Genomic DNA, 22,987 nt, shown 5'->3' on the forward strand with positions numbered 1-22,987 from the left:
GGGAGCGGTTTTCGATCGATCCATGCCGGCCAGCAGGAGGTGGCCCATGACATCAGCCGGATGCTGGCGCTGGGAGAGGGCAGCCTGGCCCCAGGCACGGCTTGATCACACTTTTAGGCAGCCCTGGATCTCACCCAGCCCAGATCTCCGCCAGCTCTAGTCGCAACCCAGGGAACTCGGGGCTGGCAGCAAGCTCATCGGCCTGTTCGATCCGCTGGAGCTCAACGCTGGCAGGCCAGATCTCAACAGCCCGTTCATCGGGCAGAAGTAGCCAGCCGAGGCGGGCGCCGTTTGCCTGGTAGGCAGCCATCTTCCGCCGCAGGGCGGTGACGCCACGTGGGCCTTCATCGCTGGGGCTGGCCAGTTCCACCACGAGATCCGGGCAGAGGGGTGCGAAACCTCGGCGCTGCTCGAGGGGAAGCGCACGCCACCGCTGCAGGCTCACCAGGGAGGCATCGGGACTGAGCACAGATCCATCTGGGAGGCGAAAGCCGGATGAGCTGTCAAACACTTTCCAGCCGCCCTGCTGATCGGCCCAGAGCAGCAGCCGCATCACCAGCCGGGAGTTTCGGGCGCCGGTTTCGCTGCCGGTGGGAGTCATCTGGATCACCTGGCCATCGGCACCCAGTTCCAGCACCGCCTCAGGGTTTTGGGCACACACCCGCTCAAATTGCTCCGGCGTGAGGCGGATGTCTGTTGGCAGACGCAGTGGCGCCAGGGCGTCAATCGCTGAAGCAGCATTGGCTGCTTGGGCAGCAATGGTCATGGCCGCGTAGCTGCGGGAAATCCACGTTAGCCCTGCTGGCAGGGACGAACCCATGGGGCCAGGGTGAGCGCGATGATCAGGATCCAGCAAATTGGTGAAGGCCCCATAAGGTCGATTCAGCGCCACTCAAAGCCCGATGCCAGGCGAATCACCCATCCATGAAGATCGTCGCTGCAGCATTCGAGCAATTTCTGGAGCTCTGCACGACTGCCCATCTGGGGCTGATCTTCCCCTTCAACATCGGCAATGGCTTGAATCACTGCTGGACATGTCCTCCCACCGCACCCTGCTGAGAGCGATCACATCGGCCCCCAGGCCAGCATCCAGCGGCGCATCAGCCAGCAGATCGGTTTCCGAAAGACCATCCCAGTCGTCACGGGCCCTTGAGCCGAACAGCCCAGGACTCATGGCCGCAACCAGCCAAAGCATTGGCAGCCAGGGTGGCCTGAACACGCTGTTTCAACGCAGCCTCGAAGCGGTGCTGCAAACCCTCAAGAAGCCGCAAGAAAGTTGAAGAGATATGGGCACCCAACTAATCGGGCTAGGACTGCCCCGAGGCAGCCCCCCAACCAGTCGGCATAGGTGCTGACAAACCGTTCTATAGAGGAATCCAGGCCTGCGGGGGTGTGCGCTCGGATTGCCCCTGTCCCAGCAGATGATGGCCTCGAAGCCCACGGAGCGGCTAACGCGCCTAGCGAGCTCGAGGATCGGCAGGTCCACACCTGTGCCCAAACTCACGAATCGAGGCTCAGCCACGAACGGTTGCCACCCTTTCAGACAAAACAGCCTAGTCACAGTCAGATTATCTTCATGCCGTAAAAGGCTTCTTGGCGAGCCAGTGACAAAACAAACCACCGGCAAGTCTCACCTAATGTGAATGCCGGATCAGTGCCGTGGGGATGATACAGAAAGGAATTACAAACGTGAGCAAGTGACGCATCGAGGGTTGTGCGGTCGCGAGAAGATCTCAAACGACTCAAACAAAACCCGCAAACTAACCTACAACAGGGATTTGGCGAATGAAGGCTGATGACAGGAATTCCACACTGCGCAGAACGGCTAGCTGGTCGGGCAGAGGGCTGGTCCCGGGATGGGTCTGCTGTACGTAGTCGAGGGCATCGCCCCAACCCATGTTACGGCTGTGGATCAACCAGGCCATCGCCACAAGGGGAGCGCGCTCGACAGCCGCGAAGCAGTGGAGGAACACAGGGCCCTGAGGGCAGAGCATGGTCAGCTGAACCAGCACTTCGCCCAGCTGCTCGATCGATGGGGGGCAACCGTGTCGGTGATCCGGCAAGGGCAGCCGTACGCAGTGGAAACGCTCGGCCATGCCGCCGGGCGGGGGTGCCTCCTCAACGGCAGAAAGGCTGACCACTGAACAGACCCCAAGCCCCTCGAGCCAATTGAGGTCTTCAGCACTGGATGGGGCTGTTCCCACTGCGAGTTCATCCCTCAGCAGCCAGGTGATGCGCATACTGGCTCAGTTGTTGTTGTCAAGCAGGCGGAACAAGGTCAAGACATTGACCAATCCGCCCAGGGGCTGGCTCACGGCCCCGATGGCGTCTGAGCTGATCGCGTATCGGCTGCGGTTGACGATCACCGTGTCGCCATCCACCAGTGGCGGATTCTTGGCAATAGACACTGCCTGATTGAAATCAAGGGGGTAACTGCGGCGCATGGCCGAACCGTTGCGGTTGATACGAACGAGTTCAATCCTCGAAGTCTTGGCCCGCCAGGTTTGAACATTGCCGGCCGCCAGAATGGCCTGCATCAAGGGCGTGCTTGCTGGAACCTGCAGGCGACCCGGAGACTTCACTTCACCCACCACGTTGATGGTGATCTCCTTGGGGGCCAGCGTTGTGGCCGCCATCTCGGCAGTGTTGGCGACCAGCTGCTCTGAGACACGTTCCAGCTTAATAGTGTCTCCATCGAAGAGCAGGGGGTTCTGAAGCTGGTCACCATCACGCACCAGGGCTAGCAGGTCGACCCGGGTGCGCTTGAAGCGGGAGTCGGCGCCAGGCAGACGGCGCTGCACCACCACCCGGCGCAGGTTGGCCATTGAGGTGATGCCGCCGGCCTTCTGGATCGCATCCACCAGCGTGGGTAGGCCACTGATCGAGACAGTCGCCTCCGCCGTGGAGGTCTCCGAGGTGGTGAGCGTGTAGAGGCCCGGACGCTCAACTTCACCCACCACGGCAACGCGCAGGGGCCTCGGACGCACCACCGTCAACTGTAGGTCAGGCCGCTGCAGCTGCTTCCTGTAGAGCGATTCCAGCCAGAGGCTGGCCTGGGAAAGGGTCAATCCCGTGAGCCTGACGCTACCCAGTAGGGGCAGGGAGGCCGTGCCGTCGTTGAGGATTTCGACCGAGCTGCTGAGCTCCGTTACAGCTAAAAACTTCAGAGCCAACCCATCTCCGGCACCCAAGATGTAAGCGTCGTCCTGAAGCATGAATTCGCTGGTGCCTGGCACGGCTTCAGCCTGGGCTTGCCATCCATGGGAGGACTCCGCAGCCGCCAAAGGAGGCAGAAGGCTGGAAATGATAATCAATATCAACAGAGGCAATGGCAATTTCCAGCACTTCCTCACCAGTTCCACACGCATGCACTCCATCGGAAAGCGGACGGCAGCTCGAAAGCTACCTTGAACCAGTCGAACAGGTGGCGGCCTGAGGGCAATAGAAATTGAGCATTCGACGATACATTGGGCCCAATAGAGGTCGTCATCGACGTGTCCACACGGCCGACTGGATTCCGCCTCACTCCAGTTTTCAGCTTGCTGACTTCAACGGGCTTGATCGGGGCCCCAGCGCTGAACGCGCAAACGCTGGTCTGGAATCTGCCGAGCCCCCCCCCTCCGGTTGTGGTCACCCCCAATCAACCGCCGCCGCCGGTGCCGTCGTCGAACCCTGTTCTAAGGGCCAAAGCTCCCGACACCGCTCCAGCCAGGCCAGCCCAAAGCCTCATCTGGGAAGCCGTCCCGCCTAACCTTCCACCACTTCAACCACCGTCGCCACTACCGAACGCGCCCTCCACCTCGCTCGCCGCTACCACTGAGCGCAGCCTGGACTGGGAGCTAGTGCCCTACGACGACGGCAGCCTGGCCTTTTCACCAACTGTCGGCTCAGCAAACCCCGGAGCTGGGGTTTTCGGGCAACTGCTGGCCAGGGAAACCACACTGCGCTGGTATCTGGTTCCAGAGAATCAGGTGCTGGATTCTTCAATCGCCCTCGCCAACGGCGATGCAAGGCCAGAGCCTCCTTACCTGCCTGAGCAGCCAGCGCCGATCTGGCCAAAGGTTCGCGGTCTGGCTCGAGGCATCACCGTCAATGGAGATCCTTATCCCGACACCGGGCTGAATGTGCCAAACGGTTTTGCCCAGGACCCGGAGTTCACCGTGTCCACCACCCTCACCGGCACCAGCCGCACCCGCTCCTGCCGGGTGGCACCAGGAGGCAACTGGGTGGACTGCGCCGACACGGAGGCTTACCTGGACATCACCCCATTCAAAGGGGAATACGCCAGTCTTGGTTTCCAGTACACCATCCAGAGCCTCACCAGCCGCAACCGGGGCACCGGTGTGTTCGCCGGCCAGAGCATCGGCTTCCGCACAGCCGTGAACCTCACCCCCACCACGGGTCTGGCCTTTGGCGGCGAGCACATCATCCAGCTCGACAACACTACCGACCTGGGCCGAAACTTCTACTTGGTGCTCTCTCAGGCCATTCCCTTCAGCGGCGGCCAGAACCCCATCCTCCTGGTCGCCACCGCCGGAATCGGCTCCGACTTCTACGGCTATGCAGGCAATGGCACCCTGGGATCCACCAATTGCCTGAGCGGCAACAACGTCAGCAGCCTCAACTACCCCCAGGGCACCGACTGCTTCTGGGGTCCGATCGGCGCCCTGACCCTTCACCTGGGAAGCCAGGTTTCCGTCGGCTACGAATGGTTCGGTTACGGCATCGGGGCTGGACTGTCGGTACGCCCCATCAAGGACATCCCCCTCACGTTTTCCCTTTACGCCACAGACTTTCTCGGCAACACTCCCAGCTACCTCGACGGGCTCTGCACCACCAACCCCTGCGAACCTCGCTACTACGGACGTCTCACTATGTCCTTCTGATGCTTCGACATAAGCCACCTCTACCCTGGAGTAAAGTTTTGCGACTTGGCCCCAATACCCCAGCCCGATCAGACAGTTTGCAATCTGGCTTGAGCCACTGTGTCTCCTGATCTTGGGTTTGCCCTTAAATTCAGCCCATACCAGAACTCAGAAGCATTCCCAAATGCGCTTCACCGTTACGCTCGCCGTGGCCACGGCAACTGCTTTTTCAGTCAGTGCACTGCCGGTAAGAGCATTTCCAGGAGCCAATATCAATCTCGTCCGGGTCAACGGCAATGGGGTGACTGCCCTTCCCGGCCTTCAACCTCCTCCAGTTCAGGTGCCCCCCTCGGCGCCTGGAACTCTTGAGTTGATCAGCCAGGCCTCGGGCGACACTCAGGCTGGTCCAAATGTGACGGTGCTGCCCACCGGAACCGAAAGCCTGGAGATCCGCTACCAGGGTCCACTTCCCCAATTCTCAGGATCTGAATACATATCGATTCGCAACAGGGCCACCGGCGAAGAGGTGGAGCGTATCTTCCTCAATTCCAACCGAGTCAGTTTCTCCAGCGATCGCCGCACCATCACGATCAATCCTGAAACCACCACCACCCCCGGGGAGGTGATCTGCGCTCTGCTCCCCGATGGGCCTGGCACCCTTCCCACCCGCACCACCCCCTGCTGCTTCACCGTGGCCGCGGCAGCGCCCCTGCCTGAAGCCTATGTGGCCCCAACCGGCAATCCCTTCCCCTGGTGGATCATTCCCGTAGGACTCGGTCTTGGGGTCGGCATCTGTGCCATCGCTGGTTGCTTTGACGGTGGAGGCGGAGGCGGAAGCGGAGGCGGCAACAACGTATCTCGCTGATTTCTGAACGTCCAACCTTCTCCCCCTGGGTTGACCCTGAGCGTGTGTCTCGATGATCACTATTTTCTTTACTGGAGAGCGCATAATGGTGATTGCTTCATGATTCCTGGGATGGCGTGCATGCGCTCAGCACTGTGTTTGGCTGTTCTCTCCGCTTTCACTGTCAGTGCCCTCCCTGCTAGGGCTTTCCCTGGAGCTTCGGTCAACCTCGTCCGGGTGAGTGCAGATGGAGTCAGAGCGCTGCCGGGGCTTGAGCCACCACCTCCTGCAACAGCTCAACCATCCGTGGGAAGCGACCGGCAACTGCTCAGCCAGGCCGGAACCAACGAAGCAGATCAGAGCGATGTCACCTATCTCCTCTCCGGGGATGAGGATTTCGAGATTCGCTACGCCAGTCCTTTGCCTCTCAACCTCACGGGCAATATCTCGATACGACGGCGCAGCGCCATTGCCGGTGATAGCTCCAACGGCGAGGAAGTGGAGTCGATCCCTCTAACGTCCGACAAGGTCACGATCTCCGAGGATCGTCTCACCCTCACGATCAAGCGCGACCGAAACCTTCGCGACGGTGAGACTCTCTGTGCATTGTTGCCAGATGGTCCCCATACCCTTCCACAGCGCTTAACGCCCTGCTGCTTCCAGTTGGCCAAAGCGGCCACCAACATGTCCAGAAAAACCAGCCCCTGTGGGCTGCTTGTTCCACCCTCAGTCTCCAATCCATTCCCGTGGTGGGTCATTCCTGTCGGGTTGGGCCTCGGGGTGGGCATCTGCGCAGCAGCTGGCTGCTTCAACGGTGGTGGCGGTGGCGGTGGCAGCAACAACGTGTCCCGTTGATACACCCGAAGGATCGTTGGCATGTTCCTTTCTTGGTTCGCCGCTCGCCATCCCGATTACACTCAAACCAGTTCGACACACCACTCCATCATGGTCAGAGTTCTCGTAACCGGCGCTCTCGCCTGTAGCACCCTGGCAGCACCAGCCTTTGCGGCTGATCTGGCAGACCTGCCCACCTGCCTGAAGCCCCGCACCCTCAGCGCTGTCACGGCCACGATTACCCAAGCCAGCGTGATCAAGGATCCCTTGGTGGCTCAGGGGTTCAGGACCTCCGATCCCGCCTGCACCTACCAGGTGTTTCGCCCGGTGCCACAGGAAGTTCCTATCCGTGGCCTCTGGTGATCAGTTGATCGCAGGCTCAGGGCCCCGACCCCTTACGGTGCCTTCACCTTCTAACGGCTGGCCTTGTCCCTGCGGCTCACCAACACCCTCACCAGGCGAACCGAGTCTTTTCAGCCTCTCGTTCCTGGTGAGGTTTCGATCTATTGCTGCGGGGTCACGGTCTATGACCTCTGCCATCTGGGCCATGCCCGCAGCTACATCGTCTGGGATGTGCTGCGCAGATATCTGATCTGGAGCGGTTACCGGGTGAAGTTCGTTCAGAACATCACCGATATCGACGACAAGATTCTTCAACGGGCCGCCAAGGAAGGTCGCTCGATGCAGGAAGTGAGCGAGAGCAACATCGTCGCCTTCCAGGACGACATGGCGGCGCTGAACATCCTCCCTCCCGACAGGGTCCCCCGGGCCACCCAATGCCTGGATGCCATTCGCGCCATGATCGGAGAGCTGGAATCTTCCGGTGCGGCCTATTCCGCTGATGGCGATGTCTATTTCGCCGTGATGGGCCAGCCTGATTACGGCAAACTGAGTGGGCGCAGCCTCAGCGAACAGCAGGAGGGCGCCAGCGGCAGACTCAACAGCGAAGAGGAATCCCGCAAGCGGCATCCTTTTGATTTCGCCCTCTGGAAAGGCGTCAAGCCTGGAGAGCCCAGTTTCCCCTCCCCGTGGGGTCCCGGCCGGCCCGGATGGCACATCGAATGCTCAGCGATGGTGCGCCAGGAGCTGGGCAACACCATCGACATTCACCTGGGGGGAGCCGACCTGATCTTTCCCCACCATGAGAATGAAATCGCCCAGTCGGAAGCGGCCAACGCTGAACCCCTGGCGCGCTTCTGGCTGCACAACGGCATGGTGAATGTGGATGGGGAGAAGATGTCGAAATCCCTCGGCAACTTCACCACGATCCGATCACTTCTGGCCAGCGGCGTGTCACCGATGACCCTGCGGCTGTTCGTGCTCCAGGCCCACTACCGCAAACCCCTCGATTTCACCCGTGAAGCCCTCGATGCCGCCGCCACCGGCTGGCACGGGCTGAACGAAGCTCTCCAGCTGGGCCTGAATCCCACCTTCACCGCTGCGCTGCGCTGGGGTGCCGCTGCCGCTGCGGCCCAACCCGCCCCTGATCCTGATCCTGACTTCGGCCACGGCCACGACGTGGGCCTGGAGACCAGCCGCCAGGGATTCATCGACGCTCTCGACGACGATCTCAACACCTCCGCAGCCCTGGCGGTGCTGTTCGAGCTAGCCCGTCCTTTGCGGGCCCTGGCCCGGCGGCTTGAGCGTGGATCGGAGGCCAGCGGCGAGGATCGTGCCCTGCAAGGTCGCTGGCAGTTGTTGCAGCAACTCAGCGGCGTTCTCGGCCTGGAGCTGGAAGCAAGCCCCAGCAGCGCGGCCGAGGCGGCCATTGGCCCTGAGCCGGAAGTGATTCAGGCCCTGATCAGCGAGCGACTGGCCGCCAGGCAGCAAAAGCGCTACCCCGATGCCGATGCCATCCGCGATCAGCTGCGCGCTGATGGCATCGAGCTGATCGACCGCCCCGATGGCGGCACCGAGTGGATCCGGCGCTGAATCCCGCCTGATTCACTCGAAAGCTCAGCGCGGTGGGGCTTTCGGAGGCACCACCGGCGCTCGATCCTTCATCAGCGTTTCAATCCGGCGGATGCGCACTCGGGTGGTCTCCCACACTTCAAGCCGGAAGCCGCCATCAGCAGCTGCCGGAGTGGCTGCGGGGGCCTCCGCCAGAGAGCTGCGCAGCTGCTCAACCATCGCCTCGATGTCGTCACCCGCCTCGAAGGCATCCCAGAGCTCACGCTCCAGACGCGCCCGCTCGATGAAGTTCCAACGCTTGAGCCAGAGCATCGCGGCCGCCAGGGGTGAAGAACACCAGCCCGGCCAGTGTGCACGAGCTGTGGCCCTTCCTGCTGCGGCTCACCAAGCCGAGGGGATCAGTGGGAGACTTGCTCCCGTCGCAGGGATGGCCTCTTGAAAGCGATCAGCGTGCTCGGCTCCACCGGGTCGATCGGCACCCAGACCCTGGCGATCGTGGAGGAATTCCCAGAGCGCTTCCGGGTGGTGGCGCTCACGGCGGGGCGCAACCTGGATCTGCTGATCGATCAGATCCGGCGTCATGGCCCTGAGGTGGTGGCCCTGGCGGATGAAGACGCGCTGCCTGAATTGCGCCGCCGCCTGGAGGCGCTGGACCCCTCCCAGCGGCCGAACCGGAAGCCGGAGCTGGTGGGGGGGAGCGAGGGGCTCTGCGCCGCCGCCGCCTGGCCCAGCGCCGAGTTGGTGGTGACCGGCATCGTGGGCTGCGCCGGGCTGCTTCCCACCCTCTCAGCGATCAAGGCCGGCAAGGACCTGGCCCTGGCCAACAAGGAAACCCTGATCGCCGCCGGGCCTGTGGTGCTGCCGGCCCTGAAGGCCAGTGGCAGCCGCTTGCTGCCCGCCGACTCAGAGCACTCCGCCCTGTTCCAGTGCCTGCAGGGCACCCCCTGGGCCGACACAGCCCGCCTGTCCACCGGCGTCCCTACCCCCGGTCTGCGGCGCATCCAGCTCACGGCCTCCGGCGGCGCCTTCCGCGACTGGCCCGCTGCCGATCTGGCCAAAGTCACCGTGGCCGATGCCACCAGCCATCCCAACTGGAGCATGGGCCGCAAGATCACGGTGGATTCGGCCACCTTGATGAACAAGGGTCTGGAGGTGATCGAAGCCCACTACCTCTTCGGTCTGGGCTACGACGCCATCGAGATTGTGATCCACCCCCAGAGCATCATCCACTCGATGGTGGAACTGGCCGACAGCTCGGTGCTGGCCCAGCTGGGCTGGCCCGACATGCGACTGCCGATCCTGTACTGCCTCAGCTGGCCCGAGCGCTTCGACACGCCCTGGCGTCGACTCGATCTCACCGAGGTGGGTCAGCTCACCTTCCGCGCCCCCGACCGGCAGAAATACCCCTGCATGGGTCTGGCTTACGCCGCCGGGCGCGCCGGCGGGACCATGCCCGCCGTGCTCAACGCCGCCAATGAACAAGCCGTGGCCCTCTTCCTCGAGGAGCGGATCTCCTTCCTCGACATCCCACGCCTGATTGAGGGGGTCTGCGAACGCCATGGGGCCGACCTGCGCCAGGATCCCAGCCTCGACGACGTGCTTGCCATCGACACCTGGACCCGCCTGGCCACCCGTGAGCTGGCCGCCACGGCCACGCCCGCCCTGCTGACGGCATGAAGGTCGAGCGCCACCTGCTGCTCTGCGCCACCCCTACCAAGCCCCTTTGCGGCGACCCTCAGCTGGGGGCAGCCAGCTGGAGCCGGCTCAAACAGCTGATCAAGGAGCGCGGCCTGGAGCGGCCCGATCGCCCCGAGGGTGTGGTGCTGCGCACCAAGGCCGATTGTCTGCGCATCTGCGCCGGGGGACCGATTCTGCTGATCTGGCCGGAGGGTATTGCCTATGGCGGAGTCAGCCCCGAGCGGATCGAGCGGATCGTGGACGAGCACCTGATCGGCGGACGGCCCATCGAGGAGTGGATCGTGGCTCAGCACACACTGGAGCCCAGCCGCTGCTCCAGCCAGCACCGCACCAGCTGATCCGACCAGCAGCCCCCAGGTGCATGGAAGCCGTTGTGGCCGCCTCCGGGGCTGAGCACCACCTCCAACGGCGGTCCAAGGGCCAGAGTCAGGGCAGCATCGGCTGGAACCCAGGGATCATCCAGGGCCTGCACCACCAGGGTGGGGGGCAGGGATGCCTGCTTAGCGAGCTCTGGAGCAAGCAGCCGCGGCAGGGGACTGGCCTGCTGGTAGTAGTCCTCCACGCTGGAGTAGCCCCAGCGGGGTGCCGTGATCAGGTCATCGAAAGCCCGGATGCTCGCCACCCGGCTCAGGCGCTCCGCCAGCTCCTCGCCTGGCTGGGGCCGATCGTTGAGGGTCTGCTGGCGCAGTCGCCCCAGCAGCCATCGCTCATAGAGACGGTTGCGCGGGCTGGAGATGGTGGCGGAGCAGTGAGCCAGATCGAGGGGGCTGCTCACCAGCGCCAACCCATCCAGCGCCGCCACCCCATCGAGAACCGCATTGAGCAGAACCGTCCCGCCAAGGGAAAGTCCAACGGCCAGCAGGGACTGACCAGCCGCCAGCTGCCGGGCCTGCTCCAGGGCTGGCGCCAGATCAGAACTGCAGCGGGCGGCATAGGTGCCTGAGGCCAGCTCCCGCCCCTGACCGGCCCCGCGCATGTTCAGACGCAGCACCGCAAAGCCTGCCCGGTTCAGGCACCAGCCCAGGCGACGCACCCCCTCCGCCTCGCTGGAGCCGCCCAGGCCGTGAAGCACCAGCACCAGGGCCATTGGCCTGCCGCAGCCAGCGTCCGCGGCGGGTGGGTCGAGCCAGGCCAGCAGGGAGCCGCCCCTCCCCTGGCTGGAGGGCCCAAGAGCCAGCTCAAGCCGTGTGCTCGTGCGCTCGGGCAGCACATCCGGCCTGAGCGTGTCGCGCAGGGTCTGCAGATCGGGACCCCACCAGGGCGGCCGGGGACGGAACGGCTGCAGCCCCAGCCGCTCGAGCAGCTCCAGGGATGAGCTCAAGGGCCGCTGGGCCTGGTAACTCACACCGGCTGGGGCGCACGGGCCAACCACTGAGCCAGGGAGAGGGGCTCCACTCCAGCGGCACTGGTGACCTCGATGATCCGTCCGATCGAAGCCGGTGATTCCAGAGCATCCAGACAGACCCGGGCCACCAGACGGCGGGGAATGCTGTTGCTCTCCTGCTGATCAGGACCGCTGAAGCGGATGCCCTGGGCCTCGAGCTGGTCCTCCACTTCGTTCAGGCCACCGGGACGCACCACGGTCCAGTCGAGACCGCTGGCCTCGAGCCAGCGCTCCCCCAGCCGCTTCCAGACCAGGATCAGACCGAAGAGGTTGAGGGGATGCAACCAGCGGCCGCTGCACAGCGAGCTGACCAGCACCACCCGCTTCACCCCGGCCGCTTTGCAGGCGGCGCACTGCTGGCGGATCGCCAGCGCATCCACCTTCAAGGGCCCCGCCAGATCCACCGAGGGGCGCGCACCGGTGGCGATCACCAGGGCCTGGACCCCCGCCAGGGCCTGCTCCAGGGCGGCTTGATCACCCAGTTCCAGTCGGATCAGCTCGGCCCCCTGCAGTCCTTCGGGGACCTGAGACCCAGGGCGCAGCAGTGCCTTGACGCTGTAACCCCTGGCCAGGGCCTCCTGAACGACGCGCCAGCCGGTCTTGCCGGAGGCTCCGCTTACGGCCAGGCAGGCTCCGAGCCCAGCAGCGGGCTCTGTGGACGAAGACTCAAGAGGCACGGTATTCAGATGAGCGGCAGCAGCTCCTGTTCTAGACACCGGGCCCGAGGGAAGTCCCCCCGATGGCGCAACTGACGCACCCGCAGGACCAGGGGGTCGATGTCGCAGACCTGCTGATAGCAGATCTCCAGGTGGTCATGGAAACCTGGCTGGGAGCGGCTGATGGGATGGGGGTTGTCCAACGGAGATCGAGGCGAGGCCAGAGGCAGGTGAAACGAGAGGCAGTTCAAACGGTGTGCGGTGTGGGTGTGCGAGTGAGCCGTGAAATCTCGAGGGGAATGCCTGGAAATTAGGGAAGATGCCGGCAGAAGCCCTGGTAGCAAACACTCATCTTCAGGCCGCAACACGCACAATGGCGCCACCACCGCCGGCGCCGCTGTCATGGACACCGAAGCGAGCGGCAGGCCATCGTTTGACTTCGGCAGCGCCCGGGCCAGCGGCCTGCATCTGCGCCCGCGCCAGTGGCAGTCGCAGCTGATCAACCTGCTGCGCCGGCGCCTGGAGGTACCAAGCAGCCTGGGCCGGGACGTGCTGGTCCATGCCGGACCCGGGGCCGGCAAGACCTTCGGGGCACTGCTGAGCTTCCAGTCGATGCTGCGGGAGGGCCGGCTCGCCCATCTGCTGGTGTTCTGCCATCGCAGTTCGATCGCCGCCCAATGGCGCGACTCGGCCCGCCAGCTGGGGCTGGAGCTGTGCGAGTGGGACCCGGCTCAGGCCCCCGAGCGCGCCCAGGGCTTGCTGCTCAGTTACCAGAGCGCCGCCCGGCACCGGCAACGCCTGCAGCAGGAGCTGCCGAGTCTGCTGAACGGACCCACCCTCGCGGTGGCCGATGAGGTACATCACCTCGGCCTGGATCCCGAGGAGCCGGAAGCCACCGCCTGGGGCCATGCCTTCAGCGAGCTGAGCCGCAGTCACGCCTTGAGGCTGGGCTTGAGTGGCACACCCTTTCGCGCCGACAACCTGGCCTTCTGCGCCGCCCGGCGAGTGCCCCGACATCAGGAGGGGGTGCTGGTGGAGCAGATCGAGCCCGATCTGAGCGTGGAGCCCCGCCAGCTGATCGTGGCTGGCGATGTCAGGCCGCTGGAGTTCCGCTTCCAGGACGGCTGGGTGGACCACGGCCATGGCGAGGGGGAACGGGAGAGCGAGCTGGAGCGATCGCCCCTGTCGCTAGAAACCCGTGAAAGCTGGCGGGCCCGCAACCTCCGTCGCGCCATCCGGCCCGGCGACCAGAGCAGCATCGCCCTGCGGGTGCTGCTCAACGCCCGCCGGCGCCTGGCCAAGCTGCGCCAGGACGACCATCCCCAGGCGGGCGGACTGGTGATTGCCCGCGATATCGCCCATGCCCGGGGTCTGAGCGGCCTGCTGGAGGAGGAGGGGGACCGGGTGCGGCTCGTGCACTCCCAGGATCCAGAAGCGGCCGCCCATCTCCAGGCCTTCCGGGCCGGGGACGCCGACTGGCTGGTGAGCATCGACATGTGCGCCGAGGGATTCGACGCCCCACGGCTGCGGGTGGTGGCCTACCTGAGCACCGTTGTGACCCGCAGCCGCTTCATTCAGGCGATCACCCGGGCCGTGCGCATCGATCCCGGCAGAGCCGAGTCGGAGCCCATACCCAGACATCCGTCCTACGTGTACGCCCCGGCTGATCCACGGCTGATGGGTTACGCCCGCAGCTGGTCGGTGGCCGAGGCCTATGTGATCCGGCCCAGGGCGCTGCCGGAGGATGGACTTCCAGCAGCCGGCGGTGGAGGGGGCAGCCAGTTGCCGCTGGAGGCCCTGCGCGATGGAGCGGGGGAGGTGATTCGCCTGCGAGGCCCCCAGTTGCCAGGGTTTCTTGACCGACGAAGCTCCTGAACACCCGAACAGAAGCCCTCACCAAGTGGCGTTGGTTACAGCGCAAAAACGAAGAGAGTGCGAAGATCTTGAAATCAACACCGCTGATGGTTTATTTGCCATCCAGCCTGGTGCGTACCCGGAGATGGATCATGACCAAGGCCTCTCCCCATGGCCAGCCCACCGCTCTGGTGACCTGGGCCATGGCCCGCATCGCCGAACTCGACCATCAGGAGCGTTACGAGGAGAGCTTTGCGCTGACCGAGGAATTCCGCGACTGGATCCTCGGCCTTGACCACCAGCCCGACAGGCTCGACCCCCTGCAGGTACCCCATGGGCTTGGCCTTGGGGCCCTGGACATGGCGGACTAGGCGAAGCCACCGCAGCCGAACAAGCTGGGACAAATCTAAGGCAATCCTTAAGTACGTAAATCCGTCGCCGATCCTCGTTTCACTTCTTCAAGATCTCATCCTGAATTGGGCGCTGTCTTCATGGCCATGCCCTTGCCAGTCCGTCCGCCACGGAAGCGGGTCCCGTGATCTAAGCTCAACTCATAGTCAGTCCGCATTAGATCCGATGAGCGTTTCCGCAGGCCCCATGGGTGATGAGGCTGTGGTGGAGAACCTGGTGATCGTGGGCTCAGGCCCCGCCGGGTACACCGCCGCCATCTACGCGGCCCGCGCCAACCTCAATCCACTGCTGATCACCGGCTTCCAGGACGGCGGCATTCCAGGTGGACAGCTGATGACCACCACCCACGTGGAGAACTTCCCAGGTTTCCCCGACGGCATCCTCGGCCCCGACCTGATGGACCGCATGAAGGCCCAGGCCGTGCGCTGGGGCACCCGCCTGGTGGAGGTCGATGCCGAGAAAATCGATCTCTCCGAGCGCCCCTACCAAGTGGTAGCTGAGGGGCGCACGATCCGCACTCAGGCGGTGATCCTTGCCACGGGCGCCAGCGCCAATCGGTTGGGTCTTCCGCACGAGCAGCAGTTCTGGAGCCAGGGCATCAGCGCCTGCGCCATCTGCGATGGGGCCACACCCCAGTTCCGCAATGAGCAGCTGGCGGTGGTCGGCGGTGGGGATTCCGCCTGCGAGGAGGCGGTGTATCTCACCAAATACGGCAGCCATGTGCACCTGATCGTTCGCCGCGAGAGCCTGCGCGCCAGCGGCGCCATGGCCGACCGGGTACTGGCCAACCCCGCCATCACCGTGCACTGGCAGCGGGAAGTGGCCGATGTCTCGGGGAACGGCTGGCTGCAGGCCCTCACCCTGCGCAATCCCGACGACGGCAGCACCGAAGAACTGCCTGTGCGGGGACTTTTCTATGCCATCGGTCACACCCCCAACACCCGGCTGGTCCGGGACCAGCTGGCGGTGGATTCCAAGGGATATCTGGTCACCACCCCGGGCCAGCCCGACACCAGCCTCGAAGGTGTGTTCGCCGCCGGTGACGTGGCCGACGCCCAGTGGCGCCAAGGAGTGACCGCCGCCGGCAGCGGCTGCCAGGCGGCCCTGGCCGCCGAGCGCTGGCTCACCCACCACGGCCTGGCCACCACGGTGAAGCGGAGCAAAGTGGAGCCTGAGCCCAGCGGGGAGCCCGTCCACACCGCCGTGAGCGACGCCGACAACTACGACCCCGCGGCCCTCTGGCAGAAAGGCGGCTACGCCCTGCGCAAGCTGTACCACGACAGCGAAAAGCCCTTGCTGGTGGTGTACACCTCCCCCAGCTGCGGACCCTGCCATGTGCTCAAGCCCCAGCTCAAGCGGGTGCTGCAGGAGCTGGAGGGAGCCGCCCAGGGAGTGGAGATCGACATCGAGGCCGAACAGGAGATCGCCACCCAGGCCGGCGTCAACGGCACGCCCACCGTGCAGCTCTTCCACGGCAAACAGCTGCGCCAGCAGTGGCGAGGGGTGAAGCAACGCAGCGAATTCAAGGCCGCGATCGAAGCGCTCCTGCCCGCGCCGGTGGCCTGAACCTCAGCCTGATGCGGCTGCCCCTCAGCGCCGCCTCGGTCCACCGGGGCGGTTGCCACCTGGCCTGGGGCCGGCGGCTCCGGCATTGCGTTCCCGGTAGGTGATCCGGCCGCGGGTTAGGTCGTAGGGGCTGATTTCCACCAGGACCTTGTCGCCGGCGAGCAGCTTGATGCGGAACTTGGTGAGCTTGCCGGCGGCACGGCAAAGGCACTGGTGCCCGGAGGGCTGATCGAGGGTGACCAGGTAGAACCCGTTGCCCTGTTCCTTCTCGATCACTCCCGAGGTTTCGATCATGCGCTGCCGTGGCTCGATTCAAAGATCACTCCATCCTAAATTGGCACCCTGCTGGCCACCCCCGGGCGCAGCAGGACCGCAGCAGCACCCCATTCAGGAGAGCCCTAGGGTCTGGGACGTTGCCGGCGTCCGCCTTGGTCGTTCCACCCCTGACCCTTGATCTGGGCCTGTTGCTGATTTCCATCGGGGTGGTGAATCTCTGGAAAGCCCGCCGCAGCGATGGCGGTCTCTGAATCGGCACCCGCAGGCAAGCCGGCCCCAACCACCCTGCTGCTGCACAAGCCCTACGGGGTGCTGAGCCAGTTCAGCCCCGAGCCGCTCAGCCCCTGGTCGAACCTGGCCCCCCTGGTGCCTGTGCCGGGGGTCTATGCCGCCGGCCGCCTCGATGCCGACAGCGAAGGTCTGCTGCTGCTCACCAGCGATGGCCTGCTGCAGCAGCGCCTCACGGACCCCCGCTGGGGCCACTGGCGCCGCTACTGGGTGCAGGTGGAGGGAACCCCCACCGCTGCGGGCCTCCAGCAGCTAAGGGACGGGGTGATGGTGCAGGGCCGATGCACCTTGAGCGCCCAGGTCCAGCTCCTGGCCAATCCAGGTCTGGCGGAGCGGGTTCCGCCGATACGCCAGCGCCGCTCGATCCCCACCGCCTGGCTCGAGCTGAGCCTGCGTGAGGGGCGCAACCGCCAGGTGCGACGGATGACCGCGGCCGTGGGGCTGCCCACCCTGCGGCTGCTGCGCGTGGCGATCGACCTGATGGATGGGGGCCCTGCCCTCAGCCTCGATGGGCTGGCGCCCGGTCAGTGGCGGCCTGTCACCGGCGCTGAGCAGGAGCGCCTGAGCCGGCTCAGCTCCGGGAGAGGCGGACGGGCTGGAGGCGGGAAATCAGGGCGGGCCGGTGGAGGCGGGTAGGGCGGCTTGGAGTGGGCCACAGGCCAGTGCTCCAGCTCAAGCCGAACCACCGCTTCAGCCAATGACCTGCTGAAGTTCGCGCACGGTCTGGAGCTGGCCGTAGTAGTAGTTCGCGCGGGCACGCCGGTCAAAGTCTTCGAGGCTGTCAAGGGCATCGAAACCCAGACTCATCCAGAGCTCATTGCCGCAGGCCCTGTTCAGTTCGGCAGTGGCTTCCTGCTCGAGATTGGCCAGCCGGCGCTGCAGATTCTTGATCTGGGAAATGGACATGAACGGGTGACCGCTATCTGAACATAGTACAAAAGAACTGCTGGGCGCTCAGAACGGCAGCTTCTTCTTTTCCTCCTTGTCGAGGTCGGCATCAAGCTCCCGCAGGCGACGCAGGATCGTGTCGTAGTACTCCTTGAGGTAACCCTCGAGGCCAGTGGTCTCCCCTGGATCCAGGGCGAAAGCCTCGTAGCTGGCCTCCATCGCGGCATCCAGGGGCTGACCACCCCCGGTGACCTCCGCAAAGGCCAGCCGCTCCGCCACATTCACCCCCGGCTCGAAGAAGGCGGCCAGCCCCTGCATCAGACGGATCAGGAATGGCCTCACCCGAAACACCCGGGCCGCCTTGCCGCTGTAGCGCTCACAGAGCTGGGTGACCTCGCCGGTGTTCCAGGCCTTGGGACCCACCACAGGGAAGGCCTGACGAACGGTGGCGGGCTGGCTGAGAGCAGCAACGGCGAAGCGGGCCACGTCCTGGGTGTTCATGTAAGCGATCGGGGTCGGGGTGCCGCTCACCCACACCGTCTGGCTCTCCAGCACCGGGATGGCGAACTGACCGATCACCCCCTGCATGAAGGCGACGCAGCGCAGGATCGTGTAGTCGAAATCTGAGCTGATCAGCAGCTGTTCGGTGCAGTACTTGATGTCCATCAACGGCACCTCGCGGTGACGCTCCGCTCCCAGCAGCGAGACGAACACAAAACGCTTCACGCCAGCTTGCTCACAAGCCCTGAGCAGATTGAGCTTGCCGTCCCAGTCGATCGTGTAGATGCCAGCGCTGTCGGTCGGTCGGGCGGTGGCCGCATCGATCACAGCCTCCTGGCCCTCGAGGGCATAGGCCAGGCTTTCAGGCTCAAGCAGGTCCCCGCGGGTGAGCTCACAGCCCCACTCCTGCAAAAAAGCCGCCTTGCGGGGTGAGCGCACCACGCAGCGCACCTGGTGACCCTGATCGAGGGCACGGCGGGCAATCTGGCGACCAAGGGTGCCCGTTCCGCCGACGACCAGAACCTGCATGAAGCACCCGACCAGAAGGGGCTGAGCCTAAAGGTGCACCCGTCAGCAACGCGCCGGGGGAATGTCAGTCTTTCTGCAGTTTGAGCAGCAGGGCTCCGCCCACAAGGCCGACGGGGATCAGCACCCAGAAGATCGCTGCGGTGAAGAAGATTTCCGAGGCCATGAGGCAGGGGAGAACGGCTACCGCTCCAGTGTCCCATTCCCCGTTGCGGCCAGCTCAAGCACCACGGCCCAGGGCGCCGAGGTGCGCAGCTGGCCCGGCATCACGCCACTCACACTGGCGCTCCAGCCCGCCCGGTCCAGCCTCTCCAGCAGCTGCCTCAGGCGCACCGTGCCGCCAGGCGATCGCCGGGCGATCTCCGCCATCGGCCAGACCCGAGCGCCAGTCCCGATGTCGGCGCCCAGGTTGGCAAGCAGGCGCTGGCCCTCCTCAGCCGTGTGGCCATCGCCGGCCAGGGAGGAGAGATCTTCCAGCCAGCCGGGATCCTGGAGCGGGCCGATCCAGAGCGGACCGCTCACCGCCAGGGGTGGGGGAGTGCTGCAGAAGCATGATTGCCAGCCCCGCAGGCGTTTGAGGCTCTGCACCTGCTGATCCCCGCAGCCGTGGCAGTGGGCCAGCAGACCAAGCTGGTCTTCGTCCCCAGCCGTGGGGCTGCGCAGCACCTGCACGGCAGTGCGGAAGGTGCGGCCATCACTGAAATTCAGCAGGGGCCTGATGCCCCGGCCCAGGCACCAGGCGGCCCTGGCGACGACACCGAGCTGGAGGCGCAGGGCCAACTCCCAGCTGGCGGGATGGGCCCGGGCAGCGGCCCCCAGGGAGCGCAGAGCGGCCACCCGGTCGTGGCCGGTGGGGGAGCGTCCGTCAGTGCTGGCCAGATAGAGCACCCCGCCGAAGCACACGGCCTCCAGGGCAAGGGGCACCAGCGCCGCAGGGCAGCCGAAGGCATCGAGATCCACCAGCTCGAAGCGTTGATCACGCAGCAGGCAATCGGCCAGGAGCTTCTGGGCCGTCTGGGCGCTCAGCCGCAACGAGAGACGCTCCTCCAAGGGTTCAAGATTGATGCGCAGCAGCGGCAGCCGCTCGGGATCGGCATCGTTGGCCCAGATGGCGCTCGCCCCGGCCTCCAGTCCGTAGCGCAGGGAACGCACGCCGCAGCCTGCCATCAGATCCAGCACCCGCAAGGGGCCCTGACCGGCCAGACTCCTGGCCAGCAGCACCCCCAGATCCCTGGCCGGGCGCGAGTCGGCCCGGAAGAACCCCTCCCCCAGCCGCAGCTGGGCCGCGCCTTCGCAATAGTGAGGGTTGTTCGACGTGGCTTCGGCTCCGGTGGTGACAGCTCCAGCCCAGCCTGTCGCAAGCGATGGCATCGACTGGGGCCTGCATGGCACCTGGCACTGGCGAGGCCTGGCCTGCCACTGGCGCGTGCTCGGTGACCCCTCCCATCCACCGCTGCTGCTGCTGCATGGCTTCGCTGCCAGCAGCGGCCACTGGCGCCACAACGTGGCCGGCCTGGTGGCGGCTGGCTGGTGCGTGTACGGCCTGGATCTGATTGGCTTCGGCGCTTCCGACCAGCCGGCTCTGCAGCTCGACAACAGGCTCTGGGCCCGTCAGAGCACCGCCTTCCTGCAGCAGGTGGTGCAACGGCCCGCCGTACTGCTGGGCCACTCCCTGGGAGGGCTGGTGGCTTTGACCACGGCGGTGTTCAGCCCTGAGTGGGTGCGGGCGGTGGCGGCCGTGCCCCTGCCCGATCCCACCCTGGTGATGGCCGTGCCACGGCGGCGACCTCCCTGGCGACGGCGCCTGCAAAGACTGCTGGTGCTCGTGCTCTGCCGGCTGCTGCCGCTGGAGCTGGTGGTTCCCCTGATCGCCCGCACCCCCCTGCTGGATCTGGGGCTGCAGTCGGCCTACAACCAGCCGGTGATCGGCGATCCGGAGTTGCGCCGGCTGTTCGCCCGCCCGGCCCGACGGGCCACCGCCGCCTGGTCGCTGCGGGGAATGAGCATCGGCATGGCCCTGCGCCCTAGGGGTGCCACGGCAGAGGTGCTGCTGACACGGCTGGTGCAGCCACTGCTGCTGATCTGGGGCGAGGCCGACCGGCTGGTGCCGATCGAGGTGGGGGAGTTGCTGGCGCGCATCAATCCGAATCTGCGGCTGGAGCGGCTGGAGGGGGTCGGCCATTGCCCCCACGACGAGGCGCCGGAAGACTTTGAGGGGCTGCTGTTGAACTGGTTGGAGGGGCTGCAGGTGGAGCCGCAGGAGGCCGGCACGTAATTTGGGGCCTTGATGCCCCGTTGAGCGCCGCCCCGGCCATGAAACACACCCTCTCGGTGCTGGTGCAGGACGAATCCGGCGCCCTCAGCCGCATCTCCGGGCTGTTTGCCCGCCGCGGCTTCAACATCGACAGCCTGGCGGTGGGTCCAGCCGAGCAGCGCGGCCATTCCCGACTCACGATGGTGGTCGAGGGAGACGATCACACCCTCGAGCAGATGACAAAACAGCTGAACAAGCTGGTCAACGTGCTCAACGTGATCGATCTCACCTGCATTCCCGCAGTGGAGCGGGAGCTGATGCTGCTGAAAGTGGCGGCACCACCGGAGAACCGGGCCGCCATCCTCGATCTGGTGGAAGTATTCCGCGCCAAGGTGGTGGACGTGGCCGACAACGCCCTGATCCTTGAAGTGGTGGGCGATCCGGGCAAACTCGTAGCTCTCGAGCAGATTCTCGAGAGCTACGGAATCCTGGAGATCGCCCGCACCGGCAAGGTGGCGCTGGAGCGGGCTTCCGGTGTGAACACCGCCTTCCTCAAGGTCACCGCCTCCGACAAGCGCGTTCCCGCCTGAGGCGGCTTGGCTCAGGGCTTGTTCTTCACCAGTGTGCCTCCCTGCAGCAGGGTGGCCTTGATCAGCCGGTCGCCCTGCTTGATCCGGTCAACCACCTCCATCCCCTTCACCACCCGGCCGAACACCGCATAGCGGCCATCGAGCTCGGTCAGGGGCTTGAGGGCGATGTAGAACTGCGCGCTGGCCGAGTTGGGATCGGCCGAGCGGGCCATGGCCAAAGCTCCGCGGTCGTGCTTGAGGCTGAGCTTCGCGTTCTCGGCCGGATCAACAATCTCGGCGCCATAACGCGGCTCAGGCTCCCCCTTGAGTCCGAGCTCCAGGGGGATCAGCCGGGGCTGGTCGGTGGCTGGATCCACAAAGCTGCCGGTGCCGTACTGGCTGGCCGGAACCTTCGGGTCGGCGCTCTGGGGATCACCCCCCTGCACCACAAAGGGAGTGGGCTGGTTGACCACCCGGTGGAACACCGTGTTGTCGTAGGCGCCGCGGCGCACGAGATCCACGAAGTTGCCTGCCGTGAGCGGAGCGGCATCGCCGCTGAGCTCGAGTTGCACATCGCCGCGGCTGGTCTTGAGCGACACCAGAGCCGGACCACTCAGGCAAGGGCTACCTGAGGCCGCGCAGCCCAGGGGACTCCTGGGAGCATCGGCGGCACAGGCGCCGAGCCCCATCGGAGTGAGCAGGAGAGCGCCCACCAGCAGGAGGTGGCTGAGTCGAATCGTCATCGGCTCAGACTCCTTCGAGGGGAACTTTGAGGAAGCGAGCCAGTTCGGCGCCGCTGCGCTCCAGCTCTGCCAGGGGCAGTGGTTCACCGACCCTGGTCAATGGCAGGTCGCGGCGGCCCTGCAGGCGCAGCGAGAGCCGGCGGCGGGGGTTGAGGCCGTCACGCACGTCCACCTTCACAGCCAGGATCTCGCGCAGGGGGATGTCGAGTTCGATCCTCTGACGAAAGCCCCGCCGGGTGATGGTGGCCTGGTTGCTCTCCTGATCGAAGCGGTTGCTGCCGGCCCCCACGTCGAGGGTGATGACCAGCCAGAGATAGGTGGCCAGCAACAGACCAGCGATGCCGTAGGCACCCATCACCAGCCCCTGGGGAACCCACTCCAGCGCAGCTGGATGACCCATGGGCAGCAGGTCGAGGCCGAGACGGCTGGAGAGACTGGTGAGCAGGAATCCGATCCCGCCGGCGGAGACCACGGAAGCCACAAGGTAGTTGGAAAGGCGGCGGGAGCCCTGCACGGGCTGCTCGAGCAGGGAGGGTCGGCTGGTGGAGTTGCCGTTGGCCGCGGGACGCGGCGAAGGGGCTGCCGAAGGGGATGCCGGGGCCATGGGGTCGGCTGGAAGGCTGTGGGACTTCATCTTGGACGGCAGCGGGCGGGAGCGGTTGGAAGAAATACCTAGAAACCCTGCCGAGACGGGCGATGTCAGGCCGTTGCGGAGGCGCTCGCGCTGTCCTTGAACATTGTTACCATCACCCGGTATCCCACAGCCCAGCGGGATTTCCGCACCGTTTCAACCCATGACGATCGCTCTAGGGCGCGCACCTGCCACACGGGGATGGTTCGACGTCCTCGATGACTGGCTCAAGCGTGACCGCTTTGTTTTCGTGGGGTGGTCCGGTCTGCTGCTCTTTCCCACCGCCTAT

Annotated in this window: 28 protein-coding genes and 1 pseudogene; 15 read left to right on the forward strand and 14 right to left on the reverse strand. The window is 65.3% G+C overall.

Features of this window, described 5'->3' with window-relative positions:
* Positions 1 to 130 precede the first annotated feature (130 nt).
* Positions 131 to 766, reverse strand: a complete 636-nt coding sequence (locus KBY93_RS14165) for a Uma2 family endonuclease (protein WP_255095077.1) — start codon at positions 764 to 766, stop codon at positions 131 to 133.
* Positions 767 to 924: 158 nt separating this feature from the next.
* On the opposite strand from KBY93_RS14165, the gene KBY93_RS14170 reads away from it, so the two are divergent.
* Positions 925 to 1,059, forward strand: coding sequence for a hypothetical protein (locus KBY93_RS14170; protein WP_255095078.1), 135 nt, complete (start codon positions 925 to 927; stop codon positions 1,057 to 1,059).
* A gap of 701 nt (positions 1,060 to 1,760) precedes the next feature.
* Here KBY93_RS14170 and KBY93_RS14175 read toward each other — a convergent pair.
* Both KBY93_RS14175 and KBY93_RS14180 read right to left on the reverse strand, forming a co-directional pair.
* Complete coding sequence (locus KBY93_RS14175; protein WP_255095079.1) at positions 1,761 to 2,240, reverse strand: dual specificity protein phosphatase family protein; 480 nt, start codon at positions 2,238 to 2,240, stop codon at positions 1,761 to 1,763.
* 6 nt (positions 2,241 to 2,246) lie between these two features.
* Positions 2,247 to 3,236: an SLBB domain-containing protein gene (locus KBY93_RS14180; protein WP_255095080.1), complete on the reverse strand. Its 990-nt coding sequence runs from the start codon at positions 3,234 to 3,236 to the stop codon at positions 2,247 to 2,249.
* A gap of 606 nt (positions 3,237 to 3,842) precedes the next feature.
* Here KBY93_RS14180 and KBY93_RS14185 point away from each other — a divergent pair.
* The 5 genes from KBY93_RS14185 to cysS all read left to right on the forward strand — a co-directional run bounded on the left by KBY93_RS14185 (position 3,843) and on the right by cysS (position 8,475).
* Positions 3,843 to 4,886, forward strand: a complete 1,044-nt coding sequence (locus KBY93_RS14185) for a hypothetical protein (protein ID WP_255095081.1) — start codon at positions 3,843 to 3,845, stop codon at positions 4,884 to 4,886.
* A 319-nt stretch (positions 4,887 to 5,205) separates the two neighbouring features.
* Positions 5,206 to 5,730: a hypothetical protein gene (locus KBY93_RS14190; protein WP_255095082.1), complete on the forward strand. Its 525-nt coding sequence runs from the start codon at positions 5,206 to 5,208 to the stop codon at positions 5,728 to 5,730.
* 285 nt (positions 5,731 to 6,015) lie between these two features.
* Positions 6,016 to 6,564 (forward strand): hypothetical protein, encoded by a 549-nt coding sequence (locus KBY93_RS14195; protein ID WP_255095083.1) that lies wholly within the window; start codon positions 6,016 to 6,018, stop codon positions 6,562 to 6,564.
* A 90-nt stretch (positions 6,565 to 6,654) separates the two neighbouring features.
* Positions 6,655 to 6,906 carry a hypothetical protein gene (locus tag KBY93_RS14200; RefSeq protein WP_255095084.1) on the forward strand — a complete coding sequence of 84 codons (252 nt, stop codon included), beginning with the start codon at positions 6,655 to 6,657 and terminating at the stop codon, positions 6,904 to 6,906.
* Between the two features lie 63 nt (positions 6,907 to 6,969).
* On the forward strand, positions 6,970 to 8,475 hold the full coding sequence (cysS, locus tag KBY93_RS14205; RefSeq protein ID WP_255095085.1) for a cysteine--tRNA ligase: 1,506 nt from the start codon (positions 6,970 to 6,972) through the stop codon (positions 8,473 to 8,475).
* Between the two features lie 24 nt (positions 8,476 to 8,499).
* On the opposite strand, the gene KBY93_RS14210 is transcribed toward cysS, so the two are convergent.
* The gene (locus tag KBY93_RS14210) at positions 8,500 to 8,766 is read right to left on the reverse strand and encodes a hypothetical protein (RefSeq protein WP_255095086.1); all 267 of its coding nucleotides are present in this window, start codon (positions 8,764 to 8,766) and stop codon (positions 8,500 to 8,502) included.
* A gap of 123 nt (positions 8,767 to 8,889) precedes the next feature.
* Here KBY93_RS14210 and KBY93_RS14215 point away from each other — a divergent pair, with 123 nt between their 5' ends.
* Complete coding sequence (locus KBY93_RS14215; RefSeq protein ID WP_255095087.1) at positions 8,890 to 10,131, forward strand: 1-deoxy-D-xylulose-5-phosphate reductoisomerase; 1,242 nt, start codon at positions 8,890 to 8,892, stop codon at positions 10,129 to 10,131.
* Positions 10,128 to 10,490, forward strand: coding sequence for a ferredoxin (locus tag KBY93_RS14220; protein ID WP_255095088.1), 363 nt, complete (start codon positions 10,128 to 10,130; stop codon positions 10,488 to 10,490). Before KBY93_RS14215 ends, KBY93_RS14220 begins: the two co-directional genes overlap by 4 nt.
* On the opposite strand, the gene KBY93_RS14225 is transcribed toward KBY93_RS14220, so the two are convergent.
* Genes KBY93_RS14225 through KBY93_RS14235 form a run of 3 tightly spaced genes read right to left on the reverse strand, consistent with a single transcriptional unit; the run spans position 10,439 to position 12,395 of the window.
* On the reverse strand, positions 10,439 to 11,473 hold the full coding sequence (locus KBY93_RS14225) for a YheT family hydrolase (RefSeq protein WP_255095089.1): 1,035 nt from the start codon (positions 11,471 to 11,473) through the stop codon (positions 10,439 to 10,441). The two genes, KBY93_RS14220 and KBY93_RS14225, sit on opposite strands and share 52 nt — an antisense overlap.
* Positions 11,474 to 11,493: 20 nt before the next feature.
* Complete coding sequence (locus tag KBY93_RS14230) at positions 11,494 to 12,213, reverse strand: SDR family oxidoreductase (RefSeq protein WP_255095090.1); 720 nt, start codon at positions 12,211 to 12,213, stop codon at positions 11,494 to 11,496.
* 5 nt (positions 12,214 to 12,218) lie between these two features.
* Entirely contained in the window at positions 12,219 to 12,395 is a 177-nt protein-coding gene (locus KBY93_RS14235; protein WP_255095091.1) for a hypothetical protein, read from the reverse strand.
* A gap of 199 nt (positions 12,396 to 12,594) precedes the next feature.
* On the opposite strand from KBY93_RS14235, the gene KBY93_RS14240 reads away from it, so the two are divergent.
* The 3 genes from KBY93_RS14240 (at position 12,595) to trxB (ending at position 16,023) form a co-directional block, all read left to right on the forward strand.
* Positions 12,595 to 14,067, forward strand: coding sequence for a DEAD/DEAH box helicase (locus tag KBY93_RS14240; protein ID WP_255095092.1), 1,473 nt, complete (start codon positions 12,595 to 12,597; stop codon positions 14,065 to 14,067).
* A 131-nt stretch (positions 14,068 to 14,198) separates the two neighbouring features.
* Positions 14,199 to 14,417, forward strand: coding sequence for a hypothetical protein (locus KBY93_RS14245; RefSeq protein WP_255095093.1), 219 nt, complete (start codon positions 14,199 to 14,201; stop codon positions 14,415 to 14,417).
* Positions 14,418 to 14,622: 205 nt separating this feature from the next.
* Entirely contained in the window at positions 14,623 to 16,023 is a 1,401-nt protein-coding gene (gene trxB / locus KBY93_RS14250) for a thioredoxin-disulfide reductase (protein ID WP_255095094.1), read from the forward strand.
* Between the two features lie 24 nt (positions 16,024 to 16,047).
* On the opposite strand, the gene infA is transcribed toward trxB, so the two are convergent.
* Positions 16,048 to 16,317 (reverse strand): translation initiation factor IF-1, encoded by a 270-nt coding sequence (gene infA, locus KBY93_RS14255; protein ID WP_094556684.1) that lies wholly within the window; start codon positions 16,315 to 16,317, stop codon positions 16,048 to 16,050.
* A 219-nt stretch (positions 16,318 to 16,536) separates the two neighbouring features.
* On the opposite strand from infA, the gene KBY93_RS14260 reads away from it, so the two are divergent.
* Positions 16,537 to 17,223 carry a pseudouridine synthase gene (locus KBY93_RS14260; RefSeq protein ID WP_255095095.1) on the forward strand — a complete coding sequence of 229 codons (687 nt, stop codon included), beginning with the start codon at positions 16,537 to 16,539 and terminating at the stop codon, positions 17,221 to 17,223.
* 54 nt (positions 17,224 to 17,277) lie between these two features.
* Here the strand turns inward: KBY93_RS14260 and KBY93_RS14265 are convergent, their stop codons facing one another.
* From KBY93_RS14265 to KBY93_RS14280, 4 genes are all read right to left on the reverse strand, one after another.
* Positions 17,278 to 17,493, reverse strand: coding sequence for a hypothetical protein (locus KBY93_RS14265; protein ID WP_255095096.1), 216 nt, complete (start codon positions 17,491 to 17,493; stop codon positions 17,278 to 17,280).
* A gap of 48 nt (positions 17,494 to 17,541) precedes the next feature.
* The gene (locus KBY93_RS14270; RefSeq protein WP_255095097.1) at positions 17,542 to 18,504 is read right to left on the reverse strand and encodes an NAD(P)H-binding protein; all 963 of its coding nucleotides are present in this window, start codon (positions 18,502 to 18,504) and stop codon (positions 17,542 to 17,544) included.
* Positions 18,505 to 18,568: 64 nt separating this feature from the next.
* Positions 18,569 to 18,667: a cytochrome b6-f complex subunit PetM gene (gene petM, locus KBY93_RS14275; protein ID WP_094556680.1), complete on the reverse strand. Its 99-nt coding sequence runs from the start codon at positions 18,665 to 18,667 to the stop codon at positions 18,569 to 18,571.
* A gap of 17 nt (positions 18,668 to 18,684) precedes the next feature.
* Entirely contained in the window at positions 18,685 to 19,872 is a 1,188-nt protein-coding gene (locus tag KBY93_RS14280; RefSeq protein WP_255095098.1) for a N2,N2-dimethylguanosine tRNA methyltransferase, read from the reverse strand.
* Here KBY93_RS14280 and KBY93_RS14285 point away from each other — a divergent pair.
* Positions 19,832 to 20,776, forward strand: a complete 945-nt coding sequence (locus tag KBY93_RS14285; protein ID WP_255095099.1) for an alpha/beta fold hydrolase — start codon at positions 19,832 to 19,834, stop codon at positions 20,774 to 20,776. The two genes, KBY93_RS14280 and KBY93_RS14285, sit on opposite strands and share 41 nt — an antisense overlap.
* A gap of 38 nt (positions 20,777 to 20,814) precedes the next feature.
* Positions 20,815 to 21,345 (forward strand): acetolactate synthase small subunit, encoded by a 531-nt coding sequence (gene ilvN / locus KBY93_RS14290; RefSeq protein ID WP_094556678.1) that lies wholly within the window; start codon positions 20,815 to 20,817, stop codon positions 21,343 to 21,345.
* 11 nt (positions 21,346 to 21,356) lie between these two features.
* Here the strand turns inward: ilvN and KBY93_RS14295 are convergent, their stop codons facing one another.
* Together KBY93_RS14295 and KBY93_RS14300 are read right to left on the reverse strand one after the other, a co-directional pair.
* Complete coding sequence (locus tag KBY93_RS14295; RefSeq protein WP_255095100.1) at positions 21,357 to 22,067, reverse strand: peptidylprolyl isomerase; 711 nt, start codon at positions 22,065 to 22,067, stop codon at positions 21,357 to 21,359.
* A 4-nt stretch (positions 22,068 to 22,071) separates the two neighbouring features.
* Positions 22,072 to 22,671 (reverse strand): photosystem I assembly protein Ycf4, encoded by a 600-nt coding sequence (locus KBY93_RS14300; protein WP_255095101.1) that lies wholly within the window; start codon positions 22,669 to 22,671, stop codon positions 22,072 to 22,074.
* A gap of 190 nt (positions 22,672 to 22,861) precedes the next feature.
* Here KBY93_RS14300 and KBY93_RS14305 point away from each other — a divergent pair.
* Positions 22,862 to 22,987 (forward strand): annotated as a pseudogene (locus KBY93_RS14305) (photosystem II D2 protein (photosystem q(a) protein)); the annotation flags it as partial.

Origin of the sequence: Synechococcus sp. J7-Johnson (genome assembly GCF_024345795.1) — a bacterium.
Lineage (GTDB): Bacteria > Cyanobacteriota > Cyanobacteriia > PCC-6307 > Cyanobiaceae > Regnicoccus_A.

What these genes read in the sequence shown, in the direction of transcription:
- KBY93_RS14295 (WP_255095100.1), bottom strand. Translation starts at nt 22,067, where the DNA reads ATGACGATTCGACTCAGCCACCTCCTGCTGGTGGGCGCTCTCCTGCTC.
- KBY93_RS14220 (WP_255095088.1), top strand. Translation starts at nt 10,128, where the DNA reads ATGAAGGTCGAGCGCCACCTGCTGCTCTGCGCCACCCCTACCAAGCCC.
- KBY93_RS14200 (WP_255095084.1), top strand. Translation starts at nt 6,655, where the DNA reads ATGGTCAGAGTTCTCGTAACCGGCGCTCTCGCCTGTAGCACCCTGGCA.
- KBY93_RS14265 (WP_255095096.1), bottom strand. Translation starts at nt 17,493, where the DNA reads ATGTCCATTTCCCAGATCAAGAATCTGCAGCGCCGGCTGGCCAATCTC.
- infA (WP_094556684.1), bottom strand. Translation starts at nt 16,317, where the DNA reads ATGATCGAAACCTCGGGAGTGATCGAGAAGGAACAGGGCAACGGGTTC.
- KBY93_RS14270 (WP_255095097.1), bottom strand. Translation starts at nt 18,504, where the DNA reads ATGCAGGTTCTGGTCGTCGGCGGAACGGGCACCCTTGGTCGCCAGATT.
- KBY93_RS14170 (WP_255095078.1), top strand. Translation starts at nt 925, where the DNA reads ATGAAGATCGTCGCTGCAGCATTCGAGCAATTTCTGGAGCTCTGCACG.
- KBY93_RS14245 (WP_255095093.1), top strand. Translation starts at nt 14,199, where the DNA reads ATGACCAAGGCCTCTCCCCATGGCCAGCCCACCGCTCTGGTGACCTGG.
- KBY93_RS14300 (WP_255095101.1), bottom strand. Translation starts at nt 22,671, where the DNA reads ATGGCCCCGGCATCCCCTTCGGCAGCCCCTTCGCCGCGTCCCGCGGCC.
- KBY93_RS14240 (WP_255095092.1), top strand. Translation starts at nt 12,595, where the DNA reads ATGGACACCGAAGCGAGCGGCAGGCCATCGTTTGACTTCGGCAGCGCC.
- KBY93_RS14210 (WP_255095086.1), bottom strand. Translation starts at nt 8,766, where the DNA reads ATGCTCTGGCTCAAGCGTTGGAACTTCATCGAGCGGGCGCGTCTGGAG.
- KBY93_RS14280 (WP_255095098.1), bottom strand. Translation starts at nt 19,872, where the DNA reads ATGCCATCGCTTGCGACAGGCTGGGCTGGAGCTGTCACCACCGGAGCC.
- petM (WP_094556680.1), bottom strand. Translation starts at nt 18,667, where the DNA reads ATGGCCTCGGAAATCTTCTTCACCGCAGCGATCTTCTGGGTGCTGATC.
- KBY93_RS14260 (WP_255095095.1), top strand. Translation starts at nt 16,537, where the DNA reads ATGGCGGTCTCTGAATCGGCACCCGCAGGCAAGCCGGCCCCAACCACC.
- KBY93_RS14175 (WP_255095079.1), bottom strand. Translation starts at nt 2,240, where the DNA reads ATGCGCATCACCTGGCTGCTGAGGGATGAACTCGCAGTGGGAACAGCC.
- trxB (WP_255095094.1), top strand. Translation starts at nt 14,623, where the DNA reads ATGAGCGTTTCCGCAGGCCCCATGGGTGATGAGGCTGTGGTGGAGAAC.
- ilvN (WP_094556678.1), top strand. Translation starts at nt 20,815, where the DNA reads ATGAAACACACCCTCTCGGTGCTGGTGCAGGACGAATCCGGCGCCCTC.
- KBY93_RS14165 (WP_255095077.1), bottom strand. Translation starts at nt 766, where the DNA reads ATGACCATTGCTGCCCAAGCAGCCAATGCTGCTTCAGCGATTGACGCC.